The organism is Pseudomonas sp. zjy_15 (assembly GCF_043101865.1).
GTDB lineage: Bacteria > Pseudomonadota > Gammaproteobacteria > Pseudomonadales > Pseudomonadaceae > Aquipseudomonas > Aquipseudomonas putida_Y.
This window is the reverse complement of sequence record NZ_JBICII010000005.1, coordinates 1-24,439: the sequence shown is the minus strand read 5'-3', so window position 1 is coordinate 24,439 and position 24,439 is coordinate 1. Positions and strand designations below refer to the sequence as shown.

At 61.1% G+C, this 24,439-nt stretch carries 21 protein-coding genes and 3 pseudogenes; 6 read left to right on the top strand and 18 right to left on the bottom strand.

Features of this window, described 5'->3' with window-relative positions; all coding sequences use genetic code 11:
* Positions 1-27: 27 nt before the first annotated feature.
* From ampE to ACF8EF_RS00530, 3 genes are all read right to left on the bottom strand, one after another.
* The gene (gene ampE / locus ACF8EF_RS00540) at positions 28-858 is read right to left on the bottom strand and encodes a regulatory signaling modulator protein AmpE (RefSeq protein WP_176685000.1); all 831 of its coding nucleotides are present in this window, start codon (positions 856-858) and stop codon (positions 28-30) included.
* Complete coding sequence (gene ampD, locus ACF8EF_RS00535) at positions 855-1,427, bottom strand: 1,6-anhydro-N-acetylmuramyl-L-alanine amidase AmpD (RefSeq protein ID WP_004575862.1); 573 nt, start codon at positions 1,425-1,427, stop codon at positions 855-857. Before ampD ends, ampE begins: the two co-directional genes overlap by 4 nt.
* Positions 1,428-1,516: 89 nt before the next feature.
* Positions 1,517-3,676 carry a DUF1631 domain-containing protein gene (locus ACF8EF_RS00530; protein WP_392461995.1) on the bottom strand — a complete coding sequence of 720 codons (2,160 nt, stop codon included), beginning with the start codon at positions 3,674-3,676 and terminating at the stop codon, positions 1,517-1,519.
* A gap of 242 nt (positions 3,677-3,918) precedes the next feature.
* On the opposite strand from ACF8EF_RS00530, the gene nadC reads away from it, so the two are divergent.
* Positions 3,919-4,767, top strand: a complete 849-nt coding sequence (gene nadC, locus ACF8EF_RS00525; protein WP_021781721.1) for a carboxylating nicotinate-nucleotide diphosphorylase — start codon at positions 3,919-3,921, stop codon at positions 4,765-4,767.
* Positions 4,768-4,914: 147 nt separating this feature from the next.
* Here the strand turns inward: nadC and trxB are convergent, their stop codons facing one another.
* Positions 4,915-5,877 (bottom strand): thioredoxin-disulfide reductase, encoded by a 963-nt coding sequence (gene trxB / locus ACF8EF_RS00520; RefSeq protein ID WP_003247318.1) that lies wholly within the window; start codon positions 5,875-5,877, stop codon positions 4,915-4,917.
* Between the two features lie 330 nt (positions 5,878-6,207).
* On the opposite strand from trxB, the gene cysZ reads away from it, so the two are divergent.
* Entirely contained in the window at positions 6,208-6,936 is a 729-nt protein-coding gene (gene cysZ / locus ACF8EF_RS00515; RefSeq protein ID WP_209967990.1) for a sulfate transporter CysZ, read from the top strand.
* A 45-nt stretch (positions 6,937-6,981) separates the two neighbouring features.
* On the opposite strand, the gene ACF8EF_RS00510 is transcribed toward cysZ, so the two are convergent.
* The 5 genes and pseudogenes from ACF8EF_RS00510 to ACF8EF_RS00490 all read right to left on the bottom strand — a co-directional run.
* The gene (locus tag ACF8EF_RS00510) at positions 6,982-7,599 is read right to left on the bottom strand and encodes a GAD-like domain-containing protein (protein ID WP_392461993.1); all 618 of its coding nucleotides are present in this window, start codon (positions 7,597-7,599) and stop codon (positions 6,982-6,984) included.
* A 343-nt stretch (positions 7,600-7,942) separates the two neighbouring features.
* Complete coding sequence (locus ACF8EF_RS00505) at positions 7,943-8,566, bottom strand: GAD-like domain-containing protein (protein ID WP_392461991.1); 624 nt, start codon at positions 8,564-8,566, stop codon at positions 7,943-7,945.
* A gap of 15 nt (positions 8,567-8,581) precedes the next feature.
* On the bottom strand, positions 8,582-9,919 hold the full coding sequence (locus tag ACF8EF_RS00500) for a DUF6861 domain-containing protein (RefSeq protein WP_392461989.1): 1,338 nt from the start codon (positions 9,917-9,919) through the stop codon (positions 8,582-8,584).
* A 225-nt stretch (positions 9,920-10,144) separates the two neighbouring features.
* A pseudogene (locus ACF8EF_RS00495) lies at positions 10,145-10,558 on the bottom strand (methyl-accepting chemotaxis protein); the annotation flags it as partial.
* Between the two features lie 180 nt (positions 10,559-10,738).
* Positions 10,739-11,332 (bottom strand): annotated as a pseudogene (locus tag ACF8EF_RS00490) (PAS domain-containing protein); the annotation flags it as partial.
* A gap of 307 nt (positions 11,333-11,639) precedes the next feature.
* Between ACF8EF_RS00490 and ACF8EF_RS00485 the strand changes: the two are divergent.
* Positions 11,640-12,830, top strand: coding sequence for a glycosyltransferase family 1 protein (locus tag ACF8EF_RS00485; RefSeq protein ID WP_176684995.1), 1,191 nt, complete (start codon positions 11,640-11,642; stop codon positions 12,828-12,830).
* 66 nt (positions 12,831-12,896) lie between these two features.
* Here ACF8EF_RS00485 and ACF8EF_RS00480 read toward each other — a convergent pair whose 3' ends face one another.
* Together ACF8EF_RS00480 and ACF8EF_RS00475 are read right to left on the bottom strand one after the other, a co-directional pair.
* Entirely contained in the window at positions 12,897-13,379 is a 483-nt protein-coding gene (locus ACF8EF_RS00480; RefSeq protein WP_176684994.1) for a glutathione peroxidase, read from the bottom strand.
* Positions 13,380-13,524: 145 nt separating this feature from the next.
* Positions 13,525-14,010, bottom strand: a complete 486-nt coding sequence (locus tag ACF8EF_RS00475; protein ID WP_003247325.1) for a peptidylprolyl isomerase — start codon at positions 14,008-14,010, stop codon at positions 13,525-13,527.
* Here ACF8EF_RS00475 and ACF8EF_RS00470 point away from each other — a divergent pair.
* Entirely contained in the window at positions 14,009-14,311 is a 303-nt protein-coding gene (locus tag ACF8EF_RS00470) for a DUF3565 domain-containing protein (protein WP_176684993.1), read from the top strand. The genes ACF8EF_RS00475 and ACF8EF_RS00470 overlap by 2 nt on opposite strands.
* A 31-nt stretch (positions 14,312-14,342) precedes the next feature.
* Positions 14,343-16,430, top strand: coding sequence for a phosphate acetyltransferase (gene pta, locus ACF8EF_RS00465; protein WP_176684992.1), 2,088 nt, complete (start codon positions 14,343-14,345; stop codon positions 16,428-16,430).
* 79 nt (positions 16,431-16,509) lie between these two features.
* On the opposite strand, the gene ACF8EF_RS00460 is transcribed toward pta, so the two are convergent.
* The 7 genes from ACF8EF_RS00460 to ACF8EF_RS00430 form a co-directional block, all read right to left on the bottom strand.
* Positions 16,510-17,229: an OmpA family protein gene (locus ACF8EF_RS00460; protein ID WP_003247328.1), complete on the bottom strand. Its 720-nt coding sequence runs from the start codon at positions 17,227-17,229 to the stop codon at positions 16,510-16,512.
* A gap of 109 nt (positions 17,230-17,338) precedes the next feature.
* A complete protein-coding gene (locus ACF8EF_RS00455; RefSeq protein WP_392461987.1) occupies positions 17,339-17,983 on the bottom strand; it encodes an MBL fold metallo-hydrolase in 645 nt (214 codons plus the stop codon).
* A gap of 18 nt (positions 17,984-18,001) precedes the next feature.
* Positions 18,002-18,349 carry a type II toxin-antitoxin system ChpB family toxin gene (locus tag ACF8EF_RS00450; protein ID WP_392461985.1) on the bottom strand — a complete coding sequence of 116 codons (348 nt, stop codon included), beginning with the start codon at positions 18,347-18,349 and terminating at the stop codon, positions 18,002-18,004.
* The gene (locus ACF8EF_RS00445; RefSeq protein ID WP_019436943.1) at positions 18,346-18,624 is read right to left on the bottom strand and encodes an AbrB/MazE/SpoVT family DNA-binding domain-containing protein; all 279 of its coding nucleotides are present in this window, start codon (positions 18,622-18,624) and stop codon (positions 18,346-18,348) included. Before ACF8EF_RS00445 ends, ACF8EF_RS00450 begins: the two co-directional genes overlap by 4 nt.
* A gap of 169 nt (positions 18,625-18,793) precedes the next feature.
* Positions 18,794-19,486, bottom strand: a complete 693-nt coding sequence (locus tag ACF8EF_RS00440) for a sensor histidine kinase KdpD (RefSeq protein WP_003247329.1) — start codon at positions 19,484-19,486, stop codon at positions 18,794-18,796.
* Entirely contained in the window at positions 19,483-21,090 is a 1,608-nt protein-coding gene (locus ACF8EF_RS00435) for a tetratricopeptide repeat-containing response regulator (RefSeq protein ID WP_003247330.1), read from the bottom strand. Before ACF8EF_RS00435 ends, ACF8EF_RS00440 begins: the two co-directional genes overlap by 4 nt.
* Before the next feature lie 159 nt (positions 21,091-21,249).
* A complete protein-coding gene (locus tag ACF8EF_RS00430; protein ID WP_176684990.1) occupies positions 21,250-23,967 on the bottom strand; it encodes a LuxR C-terminal-related transcriptional regulator in 2,718 nt (905 codons plus the stop codon).
* 311 nt (positions 23,968-24,278) lie between these two features.
* Between ACF8EF_RS00430 and ACF8EF_RS00425 the strand changes: the two are divergent.
* Positions 24,279-24,439: pseudogene (locus ACF8EF_RS00425) on the top strand (IS110 family transposase); the annotation flags it as partial.

The window sequence follows — 24,439 nt, the reverse complement described above, 5'->3', positions numbered from 1 at the left end:
TTCCCGTGGGATGCGCCTGGTCCCGATTCAGACCAGCACGGTCCACAGCGCGAACCCTGCATACCACAGCACTGCACAGCGCAACAGCAGTTCCCACAGGCTGTCCAACCGCCCCAACCCGCGCTGGCTGTCCTCTTCCTCGGGAATGTCATCGGCAATGCGCCCGACCCGAGCCACCAGGTGCCCGGCACTGATGTGCCAGTTGAGCACCTCGTGCAGCATCACCCTTGTAACCGCAAGGAAGTTGCCCACCAGGGCAAAGCTCAACGCCAGCCCCCGCACCGGCAACCAGTCCATGATGTGCCGCAACTGCTCGGCACGCACCTTCAGCGCCGGCTGCCTGCTGTGTTCACCACACAGCGCCAACAGTCGATAAGCCAGCGCAGCGCCAGGGCCCAGTACGAAATACCAGAAGATCACCGCGAAAAAGCCCTGGTACACCTGCCACAGCAAATTACCCTGCACCCGCACCAGCAGGGTGTGCGGTTCATCGGCCACCAGGCCCAGGTCGCGCTCGGCCACGTGCAGCGCCGCCTGATCGTCCCCCCGCCGCCAGGCGTCACGAAACGGCCCCAGCGATGCCTTGGCATCGCCGCGGCCCAGGCTGTAGATCAGCACCAGCAGGTGCACCGGCAACGCCAGCAAGCCATAGGCCACTGGCTCCAGCACATGCAGCAACAACACAAGCAACGCTACCGGTGCCAACACCAGGATGGCCAACGTCCACCATGGGTGCACCTTGCCGCTGCGCTCCAGACGCACCAATTCGCCAATAAAGAACCCGTCGCGCTGCACCTGATGACGCAGCGCCGAAAACTTCTCGACCCACAGCGCCAGCACCAACACCAGAAAACTCATGCCTTGTCCTCGTTGTGCTGCAGCGCCTGGCGGTAGCGCGGCCAGTCGAAGGCCGGGCCGGGGTCGGTCTTGCGCTGCGGGGCAATGTCGCTGTGGCCCTGAATGCGGTTCAGGTCGATGGCCGGCCAGGCACTGCGGATGTGCCGGGTGAGTTGCTCCAGCACCGCATACTGGGCATCGGTATAGGGCAGGTCGTCGGTGCCTTCCAGTTCGATGCCGATGGAAAAGTCGTTACAGCCTTCGCGCCCGTCAAAGCTCGACACACCCGCATGCCAGGCACGGTCATGCAACGACACGAACTGAGTCACCGCGCCGTCACGCTCGACGAACAGGTGCGCTGACACGGTCAGATGGTTGATGCTGGCAAAATACGGATGTTCATCAGGGGCCAGGCGGTTCTGGAAGAATTGCTGCACCTTGCCCGTGCCGAAACAGGCCGGGGGCAGGCTGATGTTGTGAATCACCAGCAGGGAAATCGATTCGCCTTCGGGGCGCGCATTGAAGTTCGGCGAGGGGCAATGGGTGATTCCGATTCCGTGGAACCAGCCAGTGGCACGGTCCAATTGCATGGGGCAGATCCTGAAAAACGCCGTGAACATGCCCACAGTATGCCCTGCGGCCAACGCCGTGTGCATGTGAATGATTGTAATGCGTCAGCCTATTGCGCCTGCCCTTGCCGCAAGCTCTCAAGAACCGCCTCCAGCGCCCGTTCGAATAACAGGCGGTCATCCAGCACGCGCACTTCATGCCGCTGCAGTGCCTGGGCCAGGCTGGCGCTGCTCCACTCGCGCACTTTCATGCCGGTGCGGTTGGCGAACACCAGCCTATCGCTGCTTTCAATGCGCGCGACCAGCTTGCAGCGCAGTGGCTCATCCTCATCGAGAACCTCGACCCAGGTGCCGATACGCAAGCGTTGCGCCTGGCGCAGCGCTGCAGCCTGCCCATCGGCAGCGTGCAGGGGCACGCAGGCGGGCTCTTCGGCAATCGCCAGCACAATCTCTTCGGCCACCCGCACATCGCCCAAGAATTGACCTTCCCCTCCCGGCATTTCGTCTTTACCTGCGCAGGCGCGCAGGTGCAACTGTTCCAGTTGCAGGAAGAACTCGCGGGTCGCCACCGCGTCCAGGGCTACGCTGGCCAGGCCATCGCGCAGCGCCTTGAGCAGGGCTGGCACCTGCTGCAGCAAGGCTTGCGGCTCATGTGGCGGGGTAATGCTGGCCAGCAGCATGTCCATCGTCTGCAATGCGTCGCGCCAGGCCGCAGAGGCCTCGCCCTGTTTCAACCAAGCCAGCAGCAGTACCTGGCTCCAGGCCTGCACCAGCATTTGTACTACCACCTGCGGCAACACCCGGCCTCGCAGGCGCTGGTTGAGCACGTGCTGCACCTGCTGTCTGGCCTGCAGTGCCCGGGCACGGCCTTCTTCGGCGTCGCGAGTGCGTTGTTCGAGCAACTCGTTGCGTCGCCGTTCGTCCTGATTGAATGCGAGGAAGTCGTCGAGCAACTCGGCGAACAGGCTTGCATCGTCGGCAAAATCATTGAGCAGGCGCTGAACGACACGCTCTACCCGCAAATGCAAGCTGTCACGCCGGCCTTCGCTGCCGCACTCCCAGCCAATCGCGGCGCCGGCGATTTCGTTGAGCAGCCGACGCGCCGGGTGGTTACCTCGGCTGAACAGCCCCTTGTCCAGTAATGCCACCTTGAGCAGGGGAATATGAAGGCGCGTAATCAACGACCGCAGGCTGGCCGGCAGGTTGTCGTCGTTGTGGATGAACGCGAACAGCAGGCCAACCAGGTTGATCATGTCTTCGTCATCCACTTCAAGACGCCGACGCGTGCCGCTGCGCACACTCACCCGCAACAGCAGTTGCTCAAGCTGCTGGCCGAGCTCGAAGTCATCGGCCTCGTGGGTGGCGGGCACGTAGCGCTGCAAATGCGAAAGTAGCCGGAGCAGGTCGGCGGTACTGATCGGCTGGGCGGCAGCCACCGCGTGCAAGCGCGGCGCGAACTGCCCGCGCACCGGCGCTAGCAGTACCTGTAACGAGGCAAACAACGCCTGCCCTGCGGCATCCGCCCCCACGTCCTGGCCGAGATTCGCCGGTCCTGGGCGCGCACGCATGCGCCGGTCTTCGGCACGCCGGCGCGGCGCCGGTTGCAGTTCGGGCAGTACGCCGGCAGCGGCCAGCAACTGGTTGGCTTCGCCATAGATCACATCGACATCGCGCAGCACATAACGCTCGAACAGCTTCAGCAGCACCAGCTTGACCCGCAGGCCAACGCCCAGATTACGCCCGGCATCGAGGAAGTAACGACACAGCGCGGCTGGCCCCAACGGGTTGTGCTGCTCGTACAGGGGGCGGTCGAGCAGCGCCTGCAGGCGCAAACCCAGTTGCTGCAGGGCAATGCCATCGCGTGACAGCACCCGCGCCACCATGCCCTCGATGGCGGCGGCCCGCTCCATTTGAGCCTTGCTACGCGGGGGGCCCGGCTGGGCCAGGTTTGCCAGCAAGTCGACCTGGCCGGTTCGGAGGAAAGCATCCTGGAACGTATCCAGAAAACCACGCTCAATGCTCTTGCACTTCAGGCGCAGGTCACGCATGGCCTCGAAGTACAGGTTCTGGTCACCGCGGTCCAAGGCCTTGTCGGCCATTTCGAAGAGCGTGTCATCGGCATTGTCGAACAGATCCTGCAGGCCCTGACGCAACTGCAACGCGGCCTTGTCGCGCACCTGCAGCAGCACGACCGGAAGGCAAGGCAGAGGCGTAAGCCCCCCTCGGTCGATGGCTGCCGCCAGGGGCACCACCTTGCCTTCTTTTTGCATCCTGGACTCCTTGCAGGGTGTCTTGCCCGAAAGGGCTGAAAATCGTCAAAGCCATGGCGCCAAATACCAGTCGCCATTATCGGTAAAAAACCGTATGCCTGCCAGCGCCGTTTCGCTGACTGGCTAATGACCCTGATCTGCTCGGATTACTCATGACGCCCGACCAAAGGTCAGCACCAAGGCGGCTGTACACACCGGCCCCCTGCCCTATAATCGCGGGCACCTAGCTTGTGGAGCCGACCATGCCGAACCTACGCCTTGCCGACCTGACCGCTGAAATTGAAGCCAACGTGCGCCGCGCGCTGTTGGAGGACATCGGCAGTGGCGATATCACCGCGCAACTGATCCCGGCCGAGCGCCTGGCCAAGGCGACCATCATCACCCGCGAAGATTGCGTGGTCGCCGGTACCGCTTGGGTCGATGCCGTGTTCCGCCAGCTTGACCCGCGCGTTGCAGTGCACTGGCAGGTGGCCGACGGAGAGCAGGCCACTGCCAATCAGCCGTTGTTCCACCTGGAAGGCCCGGCCCGTTCGCTGCTCAGTGGTGAGCGCAGCGCACTGAACTTCCTGCAGATGCTTTCGGGGGTCGCCACCCGTGCGCGCTTCCTTGCCGACTTGGTAGCAGGCACCCAGGTGCGCCTGCTGGACACCCGCAAAACCCTGCCCGGCCTTCGCCTGGCGCAAAAGTACGCGGTTACCTGCGGTGGATGCGACAACCACCGCATAGGCCTGTACGACGCCTTCCTGATCAAGGAAAACCACATCGCCGCCAGCGGCGGCGTAGCCGAGGCCGTGGCCGCAGCGCACCGCATTGCGCCGGGCAAGCCGGTTGAAATCGAGGTCGAAAGCCTGGATGAACTGCGCCAGGCGCTGGCCGCTGGCGCGGACATCATCATGCTCGACGAGTTGAACCTGGACGAGATGCGCGAAGCCGTGCGCATTACCGCTGGCAAAGCCAAGCTTGAAGCCAGCGGCGGCGTAAACGAAACGACCTTGCGGGTGATTGCCGAGACAGGGGTGGACTACATCTCGATTGGCGCCATGACCAAGGATGTGAAAGCGGTGGACCTGTCGATGCGACTGAGCCTGTGAACTGATTGCAGGCAATAAAAAACCGGCGCTTGGCCGGTTTTTTATTGGGGGCGCTTTGCACCCCATTCACAGTTGCAACAGGCTGCATATCCTTGCAGGCGCAACCTTGTGCTGCGAATGAGCCGCAAAGCAGCCCCGGTTTTCAGATCAGAACGAGGCGTTGGCCAAACCGTCCAGGTAGCGCTCGACATCCAGCGCCGCCATGCAGCCCGCACCGGCCGAAGTGATGGCTTGGCGGTAAACGTGGTCAGCCACGTCGCCAGCGGCAAACACACCCTCGACGTTGGTCGCGGTGGCATTGCCTTCGCGGCCGCCGTTGACCACCAGGTAGCCGTCTTTCAAGGTCAGCTGGCCTTCGAACAGCGAAGTGTTCGGGGTGTGGCCAATGGCGATGAACACGCCGTCGACCTTGATTTCGTCGCTGCTGCCGTCGTTGTTCTTCAGACGCGCACCGGTTACGCCCATGTTGTCACCCAGCACTTCGTCCAGGGTGGCGTTGAGCTTGAGCTCGATCTTGCCTTCGGCCACACGGGCGTTCAGCTTGTCGACCAGGATCTTCTCGGCGCGGAAGGTTTCGCGACGGTGTACCAGGGTCACTTTGCTGGCGATGTTGGCCAGGTAGAGTGCCTCTTCCACAGCCGTGTTGCCACCACCGACCACGGCGACCGGCTTGTTGCGGTAGAAGAAACCGTCACAGGTGGCACAGGCCGAAACACCCTTGCCCATGAAGGTCTCTTCCGACGGCAGGCCCAGGTAGCGAGCGCTGGCTCCGGTGGCGATGATCAACGCATCACAGGTGTACTTGCCGCTGTCACCCTGCAGGGTGAACGGCTTGTTGGCCAGGTCGACCGCGTTGATGTGGTCGAAGACGATTTCGGTTTCAAAACGCTCGGCGTGCTCTTGCATACGCTGCATCAGGGCCGGGCCGGTCAGGCCGTGGGGGTCGCCCGGCCAGTTGTCGACTTCGGTGGTGGTGGTCAGCTGGCCACCCGCCTGCATGCCGGTGATCAGCAGCGGCTTGAGGTTGGCACGGGCGGCATACACCGCAGCGCTGTAACCGGCAGGGCCGGAACCGAGAATGATGACGCGCGAATGACGTACTTCAGACATGTCGAACTCCTGTCGAGCGGGCTGCAGGGCCGGCATCGGTGTACCGGCTGCGCCAGCCAAGAAATTAAAAAGGACCCACGCAGCACTTGGGGAAGGCTAAAACGCGCAGGCCCGCAAAGCGAAAAGTTGAGCGCACTGTAGCGAGGTCGCAAAGATTAAGGAAATATCCTTAGACAATCCACCTCATAGGCATCGCCTATGCTGCGATTTCATCGATAAACACGCGCTGCGCGCTTTTGTTACATCCCGTTTCCCGCCCACTGCGTGCCTTTCGTCGGCGCGGCAAACTCGGTAAGGTCAGCGCGTTTTCCTTCTCTGCGGAGTATCTAGATGCAAGCCCCTGTCCTCTCTGGCCCCCAATACCTGCGCGAAGGCCTGAAACTGGTGCTGAGCCCCAACCTGCGGTTGTTCGTGCTGCTGCCACTGGCGGTCAACCTGTTGCTGTTCGGTGGCCTGATCTACTTCGCCGGCCACCAGTTCGGCCTGTGGCTCGATGCCCTGATGCCCACGCTGCCTGACTGGCTGAGCTTCCTCAGCTACATCCTCTGGCCGCTGTTCGTTGCCTTGCTGGTGCTGATGGTGTTCTTCACCTTCACCCTGGTGGCCAATATCATTGCCGCGCCGTTCAACGGCTTTCTGGCGGAAAAGGTCGAGGTGGTAGTGCGTGGCGAAGACACCTTCCCAGCCTTCAGCTGGGGCGAGCTGGCAGCCATGGTACCGCGCACCCTCAGCCGCGAAATGCGCAAGCTGGGCTACTTCCTGCCACGCGCCATCGGCCTGTTCGTCCTGTCGCTGATCCCGGTGGTCAACGTGGTGGCTGCGCCGCTATGGCTGATCTTCGGCGTGTGGATGATGGCCATCCAGTACATCGACTACCCGGCGGACAACAACAAGATGAGCTGGCAGGACATGCTCGCCTGGCTGCGCCAGAAGCGTTGGCAGAGCCTGGGCTTTGGCGGCATCACCTACCTGGCGCTGATGATTCCGGGGGTGAACGTGCTGATGATGCCGGCGGCGGTGGCCGGGGCTACGCTGTTCTGGGTGCGGGAGCGGAGCTGAAGGAGCGTGGGGCTGCAGGGCAGCCCCTTTTTGCAGATTGTTTTTTTAGAAGTCGGAGAAACTGTAGGGTTCGAGGGTGGCAATCTGAGAAAGCAGTATTAGATGCTCCACTGCCTTAACCTTCTCGAGGTTAGCAAGGTCGCTTGACCCGCCGAACGCCAAGGCTGGAACGAACCCATACATTTCATCATGCTTTAGCATACCCAGTTTTTTCTTTGCTGGCTCGAACATGCCATCAAAGTCAACAGACGCCTTCTCTTTGCCAAGGAAGAAACCTTGCACTTCCCTGTCCATATCCGCCGCCGTCAACTCATATTCACTGCCCCTGTATCGTGAAATATGAGCCAAAATCTTTACTGAGAAACCCGTTTGCTCTCCAAAGAGATACAGGTCACCAAATGCGCCGCGAGCGATAAGGTGGTATCTATCTCGCTTCTCCAATATTGTGCCTTCGATAAGCGAGGCAGTTACCCCTTCATATTCCTGGGGATTGACAGTCCAAAATATCCCGTCACCATACCCGCACCAACCGTGCTCACTCCAATACTCTAACAATTTGTTCGGCAAGATGCCTCTGTATCGATCCAGACTTGAGGGAGGAACCTCCTGTCGAAAAAACGGCTCACCAACTTGTTCTACAAACAGGAAAAAAACCTCATCCACGGCGAAACCCTCAAGCGACTAGTATTCATGGATTATGCAAAGCTGCGAGAGATGACAGGGTTTTCCTTTGCCTGCTTCACCGAGAGCTTTCTAGCTTCAATGGCATTCATAGTTCTCATAAGATCTCTCAGAATTCTCTCCTGCAGCTTAGAAGTTCAGCTGTTCAGTTGTTACCGTGGGTAAGGCTGGAGATTTTTATCGTTCTTTAGATCGAGCGCCGCGCAGGCGAAACTCGATCCCATGGCCATTACAAATTATCAAAGACTCAACCGACTGGAAAACTGTTCCGCCACATCCATCACCCGGGCGATTTCCTCGGTGGCGGTGCTGGTTGACTGCGGCATTAATCTGGCTGCTCGGAGAAGGCGTAAGGTTGAAGATCTGTCAATTGCGCCAGAAAGATCAAGTGTTCAACAGCACTGACTTTTCTAAGATGTTGCAGGGAGTCTGCCCCGCCCAGCATGAGCGCGGGGAAAAAGCCGTACATCTCGTCATGTTTAAGCCTACCCAGTTTTTCCTTGGCGGGATTGAAGAGACCATTGAAATCCATTGACTCCACTTCTCTTGACAAAATAAAGCCTTGAAGCTCAGTATTTAGTTGTTCCTTTGTGAATTCAGTTCGATAAAATATGTACTGAGACCCAACGCTTGTTATCTCCAATGAAAATCCAGTTTTCTCTCCCCAAAGATACAAGTCTCCGAAGGCACTTCTTGCAACCAAATGATAGTTGTCGTGCGAAGCAAGTGCCGTGCCTGCAATCCAGCAGGAAACTACGGCGTCATATTCTTGCGGATTGACTAGCCAGAATATGCCCTCACCGTACCCCCCCCATCCATGCTCGGACCAATATTCCAAAAGCTTGGGAGGAAGCTTGTCTGTGTATCTTTCGATTGTGGAGCCAGGTACTTCCCGGCGGTCAATCGGCGGACCAAAACTCTCAATCAAACTGGCAAATACTTTATCCATTTCAACCTTCTCACCTTAGCACTTATGTAATTTGACATTCATGCGGATTGAGCCTCTGGACTCCAGGGGTACCGTTTCGGCCGCTTTCTTTAAGTTAGGTATCCTGGTTTTCCATTGGGCGCCTATCACTGAGTTTACCTGGCGGTCCCCAAAGTCCGATATGACGTCTCTACCTCCGGCGACGAGATCCGGATTGTGCAGTGCTGCTGTAATTGACATCCGGTTTCTGGCTTTTTCTATTGCAACCCGTTGCGCTTCAAATGGGCCCATGGTTTTCCTGAGCTCTTTTTCAATTTTTTCCTTGATAAATTCTTGCTCCTTTTTTCTCGCTCTCTGGGCGAGCCCTTTATTGCGCTGATTTGGGTTTTCAACTTTTTCCAAAAACTCTTCAACGGTCATCCAGTTGAGCCCGTCTTCCTGGCCATTCAACTGTCGTTTGAATTCGCCTACTTTGTATTCCGGTACTTTATCAGCTTTGAAACATTCAACGTTATGCAATGCCATCGTGCCCGGATGGGGCTTCGCTGGTGCTTTCCTGGGCTGATTCGGGCTAACGGGCTGCGGATCATCCATCGCCCCCTTGCGCCGCTCCGGCACCTGCAGATCCGGCCGTTTCTTCAACCCCTCTTCATGCTGGAGCATCCATTGCCCCAGCCGCGCGCCTTTGCGGCTGGCCGCCATTTCCTGGGCCAGCACCCGGGCATCGCCGCGCCCGCGGGTGAGGTACGACACGATCGCCCCCAACAACAGCACCACGACTTCCACATGGCCTTGGGCAATCTGATGCGTGGCCCGGAATATCGCATACGGATCGTCCCGGCAGAACGGGCCGGTGCCTTCATTGCCGCAGGTGCCTTCCCAGGCGAAGCGGATGCCATCGACGTAGTACTCACCGATCCGCGGCAAGCCCCCGATGAAGAACTCGGCAATGGAAGCCAGCCCCAGCGCGCCAAGGATCCAGCCGCTGACCTTGAGGCCCATGACCGCGCCTGCGCCAGCGAACGGTATGGTTCCGGCGCCGCCGGCGAATGCGCCTACCCCCGCGCCAAGCAGGCCGCCGGTAACGGTGCTGCCGATGACGATCATCGCCATCTGCTGCACGACCCTCAGCAGTTCGTCGACGATGCTGTTGATGCCGAGGTCGGCGAAGCGCTGGCGCAGCCTCTGCGCCGCCTGCCATTCGGCGTGGTAGAAGGCTGTGCGGACAGCTTCGATCCGGCGCAGGTTGAGGCCCAGTGAGGCGACCTCTTCATTGAGGCTGGTGCGGAACTGGCCACCGCTTGGGTAGCCCACCATGGCGATGACACGTGACTCGATCTCGTGCCACGAGGGCACGAGGTAATCCAGGTACATGAGGTGTCTCCCTGACAACGTGTGCAGGGGGAAATCCCATCATGGATTCGGATCGGAGGTTTCTGAGTCAGTTGTAGGAAAATGCGACTTCGTTTCCGGCATGCTCGGCGAAGTTCAGCTGTTCAGTTGTTGCTGTGGGTAAGGCTGGAAATTTTTATCGTTCTTGAGATCGAGCGCCGCGCAGGCGAAGCTCGATCCCATGGCCATTACAAACCCCAAGCCATATCAAAGACTCAGCCGGCTGGAAAACTGCCCCACTACGTCCACTACCCGCTTCGCCCCGTCCTGTATCTCGACAATCACGCTGCCCGTCTCATCCGCCAGCGCCAGCCCCTGTTCGGCCTGGCGCTTGCTGGTGTCGATGATCGCCACCGCCGCCTGCGCCAGTTGTTCGTTCTGCTGTACCACCCGGGCGATTTCTTCGGTGGCGGTGCTGGTGCGGGAGGCCAGTTGGCGCACTTCGTCGGCAACGACGGCAAAGCCCCGCCCTTGCTCCCCCGCGCGGGCAGCTTCGATGGCCGCGTTAAGGGCCAGCAGGTTGGTCTGCCCGGCAATGTCGCTGATGGTCTTGATGATCGAACCGATCACCCGCGACTGGGTATCCAGTGCCTGGATGCCGTCGGCCGCCTCTTGCATCGAAGCCTCCAGGCCACGCATCACAGTGACAGTCTGGGTGACCACTTCGGTGGCCTTGCGAGCACTGACATCGGTACCCAGCGAGGTGTTGTAGGCGACATCTGCCGCCTCAGCCACTGCCAGTTCCTGATTGACCTGATCGGTGATCACGGTGGCGAACTTGACCACCTTGTACAGCACATCGTGGGCATCGAAGATCGGGTTGTACGAGGCCTCCAGCCAGATCACCCGGCCATGGGCATCGATGCGCTTGAAGCGCTCGGCAACATATTCGCCACGCCGCAGCCTGTCCCAGAACGCTTGGTAGCCAGCCGAGTTGACCTCCTGCGGTTCGCAGAACATGCGGTGGTGCTTACCGCGAATCTGCTCCAGGCGATAGCCGACGGTGGCCAGGAAACGCTCGTTGGCAGTGAGAATGATGCCGTCGAGGTCGAACTCGATCACCGCAGTAGAGCGCATCAGTGCCTTGATCAGGCTTTCGTGCTCGCGTGAGGTCTCGATGGTTCGGGTGAGGTCGCTGGAATGCAGGGTGAAGTACTTGATGCGCCCCTCGCTGTTCTTCACCGGCTGCAGGATCGAGCGCAGCCAGGCTTCCTGACCATTGCCGCGCAGAAGACGGAACGCACCGTTCAGGTGTTCGCCACGGCTGATCGCGCTTTTCATGCGCTGGTAGAAGTCCAGCGACTTTACGTGGGCAGGGACGATGTCCTCGATATTGCGTCCAAGCAATTGTTCGGCACGGTAGAGCATCTCGCTCTCGAAATTGCCGTTGACCATCTCGATCCGTCCCTGAGGGTCGAGCTGCAGCACCAGCATCTCGCTGTCGAGACTACTCTTGACCTGTTCGATGGACATCAGGTCTTCGCGCAGTTGCCGGATTTCTTGCTTGAGCTTGTTGTTGAACATCACCGCTCTCCTGGAGCGCATCACGTAGTCGAATGCAACTTCATCGGCTGCCAGCGACACCTTCTTGAGTGCTGTGCGAGGAAATATTCGTAGAGGCAAAAGTGCCGGCGATCAGGCGTCATCTTTACGTCACAAGGCGGTCACATTAGCGCAACCCGGCAGGCGGAAACTTTTTGTCATGAATACACCCGCCCTACGCATCACCCTGGTCAGCGAAACCTTCCCACCCGAGATCAACGGCGTGGCCAACACCCTTGGTCGCCTTAGTGAAGGGTTGCGCCAGCGCGGCCATGAGGTCGAGGTGGTGCGCCCGCGCCAGGCGGGCGAAGGGCACACGCACAGCGATCCGCACCTGATGCTGTGCCGTGGCTGGGCGTTGCCTGGCTACCCGGGTTTGCAGTGGGGCGAGGTGTCGATGCACAAGCTGTTGCGTCGCTGGCGCCGGCAGCGCCCGGATGTGCTGTACATCGCCACCGAGGGGCCGCTGGGGCTCAGCGCCCTGCGCGCGGCGCGGCGCCTTGGGGTGGCGGTGATCAGTGGCTTCCACACCAACTTCCCGCAGTATTCCGGCCAGTACGGCCTTGGCCTGCTGGCGCGCCTGCTCACCCACTACCTGCGCTGGTTCCATCGGCGCACGGCAGTCACCTTGGTGCCAAGTGCCAGCCAGCGCCTGGAGCTGGAGCGTCGCGGTTTCGAACGCCTGGAGCTGCTGGCCCGAGGAGTCGATGCGTGCCTGTTCAATCCGGCCCGACGCAGCCAGGCCTTGCGCGAAAGCTGGGGGCTAGGCCCGGAGGATATCGCCGTACTGCATGTTGGGCGGCTGGCGGCGGAAAAGAACCTTTGCTTGCTACGGCCTTGCCTTGAGGCGTTACGGAAGACGTATCCACAGAAGCGCCTGCGCCTGATCATGGTCGGCGACGGGCCTCAGCGCGCCAGTCTTGAACACCAGGTTGCAGACGCCGTGTTTTGCGGGGTCCAGCGCGGTGAACGACTGGCCGAGCACTATGCCAGCGGCGACCTGTTCCTGTTCCCGAGCCTGACCGAGACCTTTGGCAATGTAGTGCTCGAAGCCATGGCCTCAGGGTTGGCGGTGGTTGCTTATGACCAGGCAGCCGCAGCGCAGCATATTCGCCATGGCCACAATGGCGCGCTGGCCATGCCAGGGGACCAGGCGGCGTTTGTCGATGCAGCGTGCTGGTTGCTGGAAGAAGTGGAGACGTTGCGCAGGGTGCGCCTGAATGCGCGACAGCATGCCAGCCGCCAGGGCTGGCCTGCGATTGTCGAGCAGTTCGAGGGGTATCTGAACAGCGCCTGCCGGCAACCTGGTGCTGCGGCTGGGCGTTCTGCGCAATTTTTGCAGCGCCTGTGAGATCGAGCGCCGCCCGCGCGGCGCTCGATCTCACAGGCGCTGCAAAAACATCGCGACAGGCACCCTTCAGGCCAGGGCTTTCTCGATGGCCTGCACCACCGCTGGGTCATCCGGCGCAGTGCGCGGCGAGAAACGCGCCAGCACACGGCCATCCTTGCCCACCAGAAACTTCTCGAAATTCCAGGTAATGTCACCGGGGAACTCGGCCCCCTCACCTGCCAGCAGGCGGTACAACGAATGGCGCTGCGGCCCGTTGACCTCCAGCTTGCCCCCCAGCGGGAAACTCACCCCGTAGTTGAGGCTGCAGAAGTCCTGGATTTCCTTTTCGGTGCCCGGCTCCTGCCCGGCAAACTGGTTGCACGGCAGGCCAAGCACATTGAAGCCCTTGTCCTTGTAGATCTGGTAGAGGTTTTCCAGAGCCTTGTATTGCGGCGTCAGGCCACATTTGGAGGCAACGTTGACCACTAGCACCACTTGGCCCTTGAAGGGTGCGAGGGGCAGCTCTCCGCCGTTCAGCGCTTCCAGTTTCAGGTCGTGAAATGCACTCATGTTGAAATCCCCTCTCAGGTTCCCGGTTGCCGTGCAGGCGAATTTCGCCCACTAAAAAGGCGCTCGTCCAAACCGTTCACCTCCCGTAGGAAGGCAAATCGGCTTGCCCGAGCGCCTGGCGACTTTCTGAGCTTAGCGCAGAAAATCAGTGGTGATGGCCACCTTCACCGTGGATGTGACGGTGAGCGATTTCTTCGTCGCTGGCGTCACGCACGTTCACAACCTTGACCTGGAAGGTCAGGCGCTGACCGGCCAGCGGGTGGTTGCCATCAACGGTAACGTCGTCGCCGTCGATGTCGCGGATGGTGACGATCTGCATCTGGCCGTCCGGTGCCGAAGCGTGGAACTGCATGCCCACTTCCAGCTCGTCGACACCTTCGAACAGGCTACGGTTCAGGGTGCTGACCAGTTCGGCCAGGTACTCGCCGTAGGCCTCTTCAGGTTCGATGGAAACGTTCAGCTCGTCACCAGCCTGCTTGCCTTCCAGGGCTTTTTCCAGGCCCGGGATGATGTTGCCGGCACCGTGCAGGTAAACCAGCGGCGCGCCACCGGCGGAGCTGTCGATGGTCTCCCCGGCGTCGTTGGTCAGGGTATAGTCGATGGAGACAGCCTTGTTGGCGGCGATCAGCATGGGGCAAGACCTTTTGCAAAAGAATGTAGAGCGCACAAGTGTAACCAAGCCATCGCCCGATTGCGAACGAACTGCAGACGAGCAACGGCCCACCAGTCGGATCGATGGCTTTCATCAAGACGCAGAAGGCCACTGGGTGGTGCAACTTTCGTGCGGCCATACCCAGCACCTTCGCCACCAGCCGCCGTGGCAGGCACGCCCTTGGGTGCTCGACCCGGCACAACGTGCGCAACACATCGGCCAGCCTTTCGCTTGCGGCTGGTGCGCACAAGGGGCCGATAGCGCTACCCTTGACCGTTAATTTCTTGCACCGCTTATTTCGAGAAGCACGCATGCAGACATTTTTCATTGCGCCGACCGACTTCGGTGTCGGCCTGACTTCAATCAGCCTGGGCCTGGTGCGCACCCTGGAGCGTGCCGGCCTGAAGGTCGGCTTCTTCAAGCCTATCGCTCAGCCCCACCCGGGTGACACCGGCCCCGAGCGCTCCACCGAACTGGTTGCCCGCACCCACGGCATCAAGCCACCGGTCCCACTGAGCCTGGCCCACGTCGAGCGCATGCTCGGCGATGGCCAACTGGACGAGTTGCTTGAAGAAATCATCCGCCTCTACCAGCAAGCCTGCGTCGGCAACGACGTGGTCGTGGTCGAGGGAATGGTGCCCACACGCCACGCCAGCTATGCAGCGCGGGTCAACCTGCACCTGGCCAAGAGCCTGGATGCCGAGGTGATCCTGGTATCGGCCCCGGAAAACGAAGTGCTCAGCGAGCTGTCTGGGCGGGTCGAACTGCAGGCCCAACTGTTCGGCGGCCCACGCGACCCGAAAGTGCTCGGGGTCATCCTCAACAAGGTACGTACCGACGAGAGCATGGCGGACTTCGCCACCCGCCTGCGCGAGCACTCGCCATTGCTGCGCGGTAATGACTTCCGCCTGCTTGGCTGCATACCCTACCAACCCGAGCTGAACGCACCGCGAACCCGCGATGTGGCCGAGCTGCTTGGCGCCCAGGTGCTCAATGCCGGCGACTACGAGCAGCGGCGCATGAGCAAGATCATCATCTGTGCACGCACGGTGGCCAACACGGTCCCGCTACTGACCTCGGGTACCCTGGTGGTAACCCCGGGCGACCGCGACGACATCATCCTCGCTGTCAGCCTGGCAGCGATCAATGGCGTGCCACTGGCCGGTTTGCTGCTGACCAGCGACAGCAAGCCTGACGAGCGTATCCTTGGCCTGTGCCGCGGTGCACTGCAGGCCGGCCTGCCGATCCTATCGGTCAGCACCGGCTCGTACGACACCGCCAACCAGCTCAACTCGCTGAACCGCGAAATCCCGGTGGACGACCGCGAGCGTGCCGAGTTCATCACTGACTTCGTCGCCAGCCACCTCGACGCGGCCTGGCTGCACCAACGCTGCGGCACGCCGCGTGAACTGCGCCTGTCGCCGGCGGTGTTCCGCTACCAGCTGATCCAGCGTGCGCAGCAAGCCAACAAACGCATCGTCCTGCCAGAAGGCGCCGAGCCACTGCTGGTGCAGGCTGCAGCCATCTGCCAGGCCCGCGGCATCGCCCGCTGCGTGCTGCTGGCCAAACCCGAAGACGTCGACGCCGTGGCCCGCGCCCAGGGCATCACGTTACCGCCGGGGCTGGAGATTCTCGACCCCGAACTGATTCGCGGGCGCTACGTGGAACCCATGGTCGAGCTGCGCAAAAGCAAGAACCTCAACGCGCCGATGGCCGAGCAGCAACTGGAAGACCCCGTGGTGATCGGCACCATGATGCTGGCCCTGGACGAAGTGGACGGCCTGGTCTCGGGCCTGGTGCACTCCACGGCCAACACCATCCGCCCGGCCCTGCAACTGATCAAGACCGCACCCGGCTCGAGCCTGGTATCTTCAGTGTTCTTCATGCTGTTCCCCGAGCAGGTGCTGGTGTACGGCGACTGCGTGATGAACCCGCACCCAAGCGCTGCCGAGCTGGCGGAGATTGCCCAACAGAGTGCTGCCTCGGCGCAGGCCTTCGGCATCGCGCCACGGGTGGCGATGATCAGTTATTCAAGCGATTCGGCCAGCGATGAAGAAGTCGAGAAAGTGCGCGAAGCGACACGCCTGGCACAGGACGCGGCGCAGGAGCTACTGATCGATGGGCCGTTGCAGTATGACGCAGCGGCCAACCCGGCGATCGCTCGAGAGCTGGCGCCGGCTAGCCCGGTGGCCGGGCGCGCCACGGTGTTCGTGTTCCCCGATTTGAATACCGGCAATACCACGCACAAGGCGGTACAGCGCAGTGCCGACGGGGTCAGCCTGGGGCCGATGCTGCAGGGTTTGCGCAAGCCGGTGAACGACTTGCCGCGAGGGGCGCAGGTTGACGACATCGTGCATACCATTGCCCTGACGGCGATTCAGGCCAGCGTGGCGCGCTAAAAGCAGAGGCTTCTTTGCAAGCCTTGTGGGAGCGGGACTACCCGCCCCCACAGCGCCGCAAAGCGGCCCTTAAGGTCGATCAGGGATACTGCTGAACCTGACCTTGCTGCTCATACTGCTGACCCGGAATCGGCTTCAGGTTCACTTCCACACGGCGGTTCTGCGCACGACCATTGGCGTCAGCGTTGCTGGCGATCGGCTGGTCCGGGCCCATGCCACGTACAGAGATACGCGAGGCATCCACACCCTGCGAAGTCAGGTAGGTGCTGACCGCCTGCGCACGGCGCTGGGACAGGTCCATGTTGTGCTGGCGGCTGCCCGTGCTGTCGGTGAAGCCGACCACTTCGATGGTGTTCTGGTTGAACTGCTTGAACGAGCCAGCCAGGTTGTTCAGTGGCGAGTAGAAGCTTGGGGCGATGTTGGCCGAGTCGGTGGCGAAGGTGATGTTGCCCGGCATGATCAGCTTGATCTGGTCACCCTGACGCTGCACTTCCACACCCGTGTTGGCCATCTGTGCGCGCAGTTCGGCTTCCTGCTTGTCGGCGTAGTAGCCGTAACCTGCAGCGGCAGCACCCACTGCTGCGGCACCGATCAGGGCCCCCTTGCCACGGTTGTTGTGGTCGATGGCGGCACCCGCGATGGCACCGGCCAGCGCGCCCAGACCGCCGTACTTGGCAGTCTTGCTCATCCCTGTGGAGCCCTGCGCCTGACCCTGGTTGTCGTAAGGGTTCTGGCCGGCGCAGCCGGTCATCAGTGCAGCGGCGGTTGCGACGATAATCAGACGACGCATGGTGAACATGGACAAGCTCCTACTGAAATTCATAAATGCGGCAGATCCCAAAGGGTTCTATGCCAGCCTTGGAACGCATCGGCAACGAAAAATTCCATGAAAGTGCCTTCATGTGCCATCAGGCACGCACGAATGGGTTTTCACGCATCTCGTCGCCCAGACGGGTGTCGGGCCCATGGCCGGTCACCACGACGGCCTCTTCGTCCAACCGGTACAGCCGCTCCTTGATGGAACGCACGATTGCCCGCTGGTCGCCACCCCATAAATCGGTGCGGCCAATCCCACGGCGGAACAGGGTGTCACCGGCAATCAACAACTTGGCGTCGGCGAACCAGAAGCTCATCGAGCCCGGGGTATGGCCTGGCGTATGCAACGCCACACCGCAGCCGCAGGCCAGTTCTTCGTCATCGCCCAGCCAGCGGTCCGGTGCCGGTACCGGCGTGTAGGGTACGCCGAACATCTGGCACTGCATCTCAAGGTTGTCCCACAGCACCTGGTCGTCCTTGTGCAGGTGCAGCGTGGCACCCGTCAGCTCCTTGAGCTTGCCTGAGGCGAGGAAGTGGTCGAAGTGCGCATGGGTGTGGATGATGCTCACCAGCGTCAGGCCGTGGACCTGCAGGCGAGCAAGGATCTTGTCCACATCACCACCCGGGTCGACGACTATGGCTTTCTTGGTCAGAGGGTCGCCGATCAGCGTGCAGTTGCACTGCAAGGGGCCGACGGGGAAGGTTTCGCGGATGAGAGCTGACGATGGGATATGCATTGTGAATACGGGAACCGGTTAATCGAATAGGGTTTGCACACGCGCCAGTGCATCCAGGATGACAACTTCAGGCACCGACTCTATGCGCTTGGCAAATCGTGCTTCAAGGTCGACTGTGCGCACCTGGTTGCAAAGCATCACCCCCTGCGTCTGCGTGCCCGTACCGCTGAGCGTGACAGCGAAACCCGCATGCCTCGCGAAATCCCCATCTTGAGTGATCGGGATGATTACAGCCAGGCCTGAAGCATTGAACGCAGCCGGAGTAAGTACCAGTGCAGGTCGGCCGGAGCCCTGCTGTTCCCGGCCGACTGTTGGGTCCAGGTTGACGCGAACAATATCACCCCTGGCGAATTTCAACCGTTTCACACTTCACGCCCCACTGGGCGCATGGCATTCCAGTCGGCCATGTCCTCTGGCTCCGGTGCACTCAGGTCACATTGGGCCATCAGTTCCTCAAGCGTGTACTTGGGTTTCGACCTGACGGGTTTGAGCACCATCGTCTCACCCGTTGTGTCAAGGCTCAGGGTGGAGCCGACACCGAGACGCATCTGCTTGAGTACTGCGGCGGGCAGGCGGATCGCGGCGCTGTTACCCCACTGTTGAATCTTGATCTGCATGAGTATCTCCCAAGGTAGATACATAGTAGAAACCCACCAAATGATTGCAAGCGAAATGTAGAAACGTCGTATCTACACTGTCATCTGCCCTGACCGGACAAAAGCCCTGCAATCTCAAGAAGGAAATGCCCTACATCACCTTGGGAAGCCACTCTCCAACTGCAAAAATTTCAAACGTAGATTCAGCCGGACCTCAAGGCAAAAACAACCTGAACAACCCACCCCCAAGCGCCCCGCCGTTGGAGATCTCGATCCGCCCGCGCACCCCGCCGCTTTCATGCAACGCGGCGATCCGCGCCGCAAAATACAGCCCAAGGCCGGTACTGCCGCTGGTCGAGTCGATGCCCTGGATATACTCCTCCTGGCGCTCGAGCATGTGCTTTGGATAACCCGGGCCGTCATCGTTGACGCAAATGGCCAACTGGTTATCGGCCTCTTCGATGGTGATCAGCAAGGCGTGCCCGGCAAAGCGGGTGGCGTTGGTGATGACGTTGGAGATCACCGAGGCCACCAGTTCGCGGTCGAAGAAACCCAGCGGGTTATCGGTGTCGATACGCCAGGTGGCGAGAATGTCGTTGTGCTTGAGCACTTCCTCGTGCGCCGCCAGCTGGGCTTCGATGAAATCATCCAGCTCATGGTAGTCCGGGCATACCGGCAACTGGTTCACACCCAGTTTGTACAAGCCCAGCAACTGCACGAGCATGCCGTTGAGGTGACGAAATTCATGCTCCATGATCCCCTGTTCGGCACCGCCACGCAGTTCCTCTGGCAAGCGCTCAACCCACTGGCTGTGGGACTGGATCAGCGCCGACAACGAACTTTTGAGGTCGTGCACGGTGGAGGCGATCACCGTGGAAAAATCCAGCCCCTGATTGTCTTGATTCATGCGCCGAACACTCGGATGTGCAGTTTGCGGTAACGGTCATAGCGATTATCGCTGGCAGGGATACCGGCCACGCTGGTCAAGGCATCGCGGCACTCCTGCATGATCGCAGGCTGAGGGTTGTCACCGCCAATGCGCAGCAGCGCCTGGGCGGTGTTGAGGGCGATGCTGATGTTCTTCGGCTGTAAACCCAATGCCTTTCGGAACAGCTGCAATGCCTCGCCAAGCTGCCCTCCCTGGTAACTGCGCACACCCTGACGATTGAGGGTGACCGCTTCGGTAATGGCGTTGAGCACGCTGGGGTCATCCGTCAGCTTGCCCACTTTCTCCATGACCTTGGGGTCATCGCCATAACTTTCCACACAGTTCTTCAGCACGCCGATGGCGGCGGCTTCCTGCCCCATCGCCTGCAGTTGCGCAGCGACAGTAAGGGCCGAATCGACCGAGAAGAACTGGTTCATCTTGTCCAGGCGCTGAATCGCCTGTTCTGTCAGCTTGCCGGCCGTTTCCGGGTCGCCGGCCTGCTGCAGACTGGCAGCCTTCATCATCCGCGCACGCACCTGCAGGCCTTGGTCCTCAGGGTTCTCCTTGGCCACTTCACTGAGCGTGGTGTTGATCTCGACCCGGGTACGGGCGTCCAGGCCGAAGCCTGCATTCTTGCTCATCAACGCCTGCACCAGGCCAAGGTTGTTTTCGGCATCCTTGTAACGCGAACTCTGCCCCTGGTTCACCGCATGACGGAACGCTTTCGATGCGCTCTCGAAGTCTTCGTTCTCCAGCGCCAGCTTGCCCAGCGTCGACTGCCGACGCACCGACAATGGCGACAAGCGTACGGCTTCTTCAAGCAAATTCTGCGCGCGCCGGGTATCGCCCTGAGCCACCAGCACCTCGGCCATGCCATCGTAAAGGCCTGGCATGATCGGGAACGCCTTGAGCGCCTGCTCGTATACACCCTGGGCCTGGGCATTCTGACCACGCTTGTGCATCAGTGCGCCCAACGCAGCGTACACCCACGGCTGCGGGCGGCTGGCCAGGATGGCCTTGAGGAATTTTTCCAGTTCCTCGAAACGGTTGAGGTTGCGCAGGGCATCGGCCCGGTAGCGCAAGCACAATGGCGCCAGGCGCGGATCCTTCTTGCACAGCTCGGCGCAGGCCGCCAGTACTTCGGCCGGGCGGTTGCGGTCCAGCGCCTGCAGGATCGGTTTTAGCAGCGTCTTGCGCTGGAACAGTTTCTCGACGCGCTGGGCCAGGCCAACCCGGTTGAACGGTTTGGTCAGGTAGGCATCGGGCTCGTGCTCGATGGCGCTGAGAACAATCGCCTGACTGCTCTCGGCGGTGACCATGATGAACACGCACTCATGGCTGATGTGCTTGTCGATGATCAGGTCTTCAAGCACCTGTTGCCCGTTCTTCTTGCCATCGCCCAGGTGGAAGTCCTGCAGGATGAAGTCATAGCGCTTCTGCGCGCACATGCGCAGCGCCTGCTCGCCGCTGTCAGCGGTGTCCACGTCGCGCACGCCCAACTCGCGCAGCATGGAACGGGTCGACGTACGAAAGTCGGTAAAGTCGTCGACGATCAGAAAGCTCTTTTGCCCGTACTGCAGCATCAACACGACCTGCCTTGGAATGATTGAAAAATCGCGCGAGGCGATGCCACCGATAGCTGTATCGGCAGCTGGTCGGGAAAGATGAGGGTAGAGCATTGCCGGCCACGAACCATGGCGTCAGGCCATCACTTTAACGAGCAATGACCTACAGGGCCAGTATCACGCCAGCAACCCCAGGGATTTGGCCTTGGCCACCGCCTGGGTGCGCCGCTCCACGCCCAACTTGCTGTTGATGTGGCTGGCGTGGGTCTTCACCGTATGCAGGGAAATGAACAGCCGCTCGCTGATCTGCTGATTGGAACAGCCCTGGGCAATCAGTTCGAGCACGGCCAACTCGCGACCACTCAGCGCTTCGCCATTGCCCGTACTGGCGATTGGCACTGGCGGCAGCTGCTTGAGCAGTTCAGCCTGAACCGGGCAAGTGGCACCTGCCTGCAGTTGTTCATGAAGCCATTGCGGGTGCTTTTCCAGAAGTGGCTGCATCGGCTGTATCACGCCGCCGTGAGCCGCCTCCAGCAAGCCGGGCAACAACTGCGCGGCCTGCCCTTCCTTGCCTTCGTCCAGCAACAGGGAAAGCCATTGGCACAGAGCGCTGACGGCGAGCATCATGCCGCCACTGGCCCGGCCGCGCTCTACCAGGCAGGCCAGGCGTTGCACGGCATCGTCACTACGCAACTGGATGCGATCGAGCAATGCCTGCTGCAGCGCAATGTGCAACGGCAGCAGCGGATGGAATTCCGGTGGCATCGCCGGCTGCTCGCCGCCATAGGTCTGACCCAGGCGCTGCAGCCAGGACTCCGCGAGGTCGATCCGCCCCTGGGCCAGCCACAGTTCGCATTTGACCAGGGTAATCATGGCCAGGTAGTAGACCGGGGGCACATCCCAGATATGCATCAAGCGTTCGGCCTCGGCCAGTTCGGCAAAGGCCTCGGCAAAGTGACCCTCCCGGCCATCGAGCGTGGCAATCACGCAATGGCCGATGAGCACGCTGATGTCCCGGCACGCTCGCGCCTCGCCCAGCCCCGCGCGCAAACGCGCCCGGCCCTGAGCCGGCTGCAGGCGCGAGACCAGCAGGTAACCTTCGTAAAGCGTCAGCCGCGCACGCACGGCATACAGCCGCTGCGCCGAAAGCCCTTGCAGACGTTGCAACCCTTGTCGCACTTCGTCCAGTGCGCGCAGCACCTCGCCACGGGCATGCAGCACCCGCGCCCGGTCGTAATGAGCCAGCGCCTCGAACAAGGGGTTGCCAACCCGTTGGGCCAGCTCCAGGGCTTCACGGTTCCAGCCCCGGGCACGCCAGAAGTCACCATCGGCAATGGCCAGGTTGGACAGCGTCGACAAGCACACCAGGCGTTGGCCATAGCGCTTGCTCGGCAGGCTCTGTAGTGCTTCGCCGCAATAGGCCAGGGTGCGCTCGCGGTCGCCACGGCCGCGGGCAATGACCCCACTGAGTGCCAACCATTGGGCCAGCATCGACTTCTGCGCAGTCGCCGAAGGCGCGGGCAGAAATCGACTGAGGTAGCCGGCCAGTTCTTCGGCAGCATCCAGCTGGCAAGCCAGGCCCAACGCCCAGCTGTACAGCACGATAAGCCGCGGCGTGCTGATCAACAGACTGTCGGGCAGGTCCATCTTCCAGCGCAGCAACATGCCGACGTTCTGCTCGGCCAGCAATTGCTCCTCGGACAGGCTCTGCACCAGGTCGGCGGCAACATCGAGGTGGCCTGCACGCAAAGCCTGCTCCACCGCCTCGTCCAGCAGGTCTTGGGCTTCAAACCAGCGGCAGGCCCGCAAATGCAGAGCGACCTGCGATTCGCTGGCCTGACGACTGCGCAGCAGGTCGGAGAACAAATGGTGATAGCGGAACCAGTGCCCATGCTCGTCCAGCGGCACAAGGAACACCTGATGCGCCTGCAGGAAGCTCAGGACGGCGGCACTGTCGTGGCAGCCACGCATCGCATCGCAAAGCGGAGCGCAGAAACGCTCCTGGCAGGCGGTTTCGTACAAGAAAGCCTGCACGTCTGCGGGTAGCCTGTCGATGACTTCTTCAAGCAGGTAGTCGCGGATCAGGCCCTCGCCACCATGCAGCGCCTGGGGCAAGGCTTGCTCGTCAGCGCTGTCGCTGGCAGCCAGCTGCCAGAAACGCAACCCGGCCACCCAGCCGTCGCTGCGCTGGATCAGGTTGTCCAGCGCCTGGCCGCGCAGGCCGGTAGGCTGGCGACCGATCACTGCCAGTGCCTCATCCGCGGTGAGGCGCAGGTCCTGTTCGTTAAGCTCGACCAACTGCCGGGACAGGCGCAGGCGCGCCAGGTGCCAGTCTGGCCGTTGGCGGCTGGTCACCAGCAACACCAGGCCGGGGGGCAGGTGATTGAGGAAGAACTGCAGGCAACGGTCGAGCACCGGCCCCTGGGCCAGGTGATAGTCGTCCAGCACCAGCAGCAGCGGCGTATCAGCTTGCAGGTACAGCGCCAGCTCGTCGAGCAGGCCGTCGAGCCACTCTTCAAAGGCAAACGGCTGATGGCGCTGGCGCATTTTCAGCAGGCCCATGGCCTGGCCGCCCAGTGCCGGACAGTATTGCTGCAGGCCTTCAAGCAAGCGCTCAAGGAAGCGGCCGGGGTCGGCATCCCGCTGGCTCAGGCCCAGCCACAGGCTGCGCCAGTGCTCGGGCAGCGTTTCGCAAAACTCGATGGCCAGGGAGCTTTTGCCGAAACCCGCCGGCGCATTGACCAGCAGCAGCCGCCCGCCCAAGCCGGCCTCCAGCCGCTGGCACAAACGCAGGCGCGGTACATGGCCGTCCGGCAGCGGCGGCCGGAAGAAACGCCCGTCCCGCAGGCCAAGGGCCTGACTTGCGAATCCATGGGTACGGGACAGATCTGTCATGGCCGGCTCATTCTGGTTGGAAGACAACGGCGGTATGGATGTTTGCGAGACTAGCCGTTAACGCTGCGCATTTGAAGATAATGGGCGCAATTGGCGTGGAAAAGACTGCGACAAAAAGCAACATGACTGATGGACAGGGGCTGGGACGGGGGTTTGGGGAGGTATTCAGGAGGTTTATTGCCTTGTCCGGCCTCTTCGCGGGTGAACCCGCGCCTACAGGGCGGAACCTGTAATCGATGGACTCGCCCCCGCCGAGGCATCACAGTGCCACGGTGGTGTTCAAAGAAGCCAACGGCAGCGAGGGCGAGACCATGAAAAAGCATAGTTCGAAACAAGATTCCCTGTCTTCCACTGATGTGGAGCTTTGCACAACCATCTGCGTAGACCTGGCCAAACAGGTTTTCCAGTTGGCAGGCGAAGACGCTACTGGTCGGGTGATCTACGAAGATCGCATCAAATCCCGCCAAGCGTT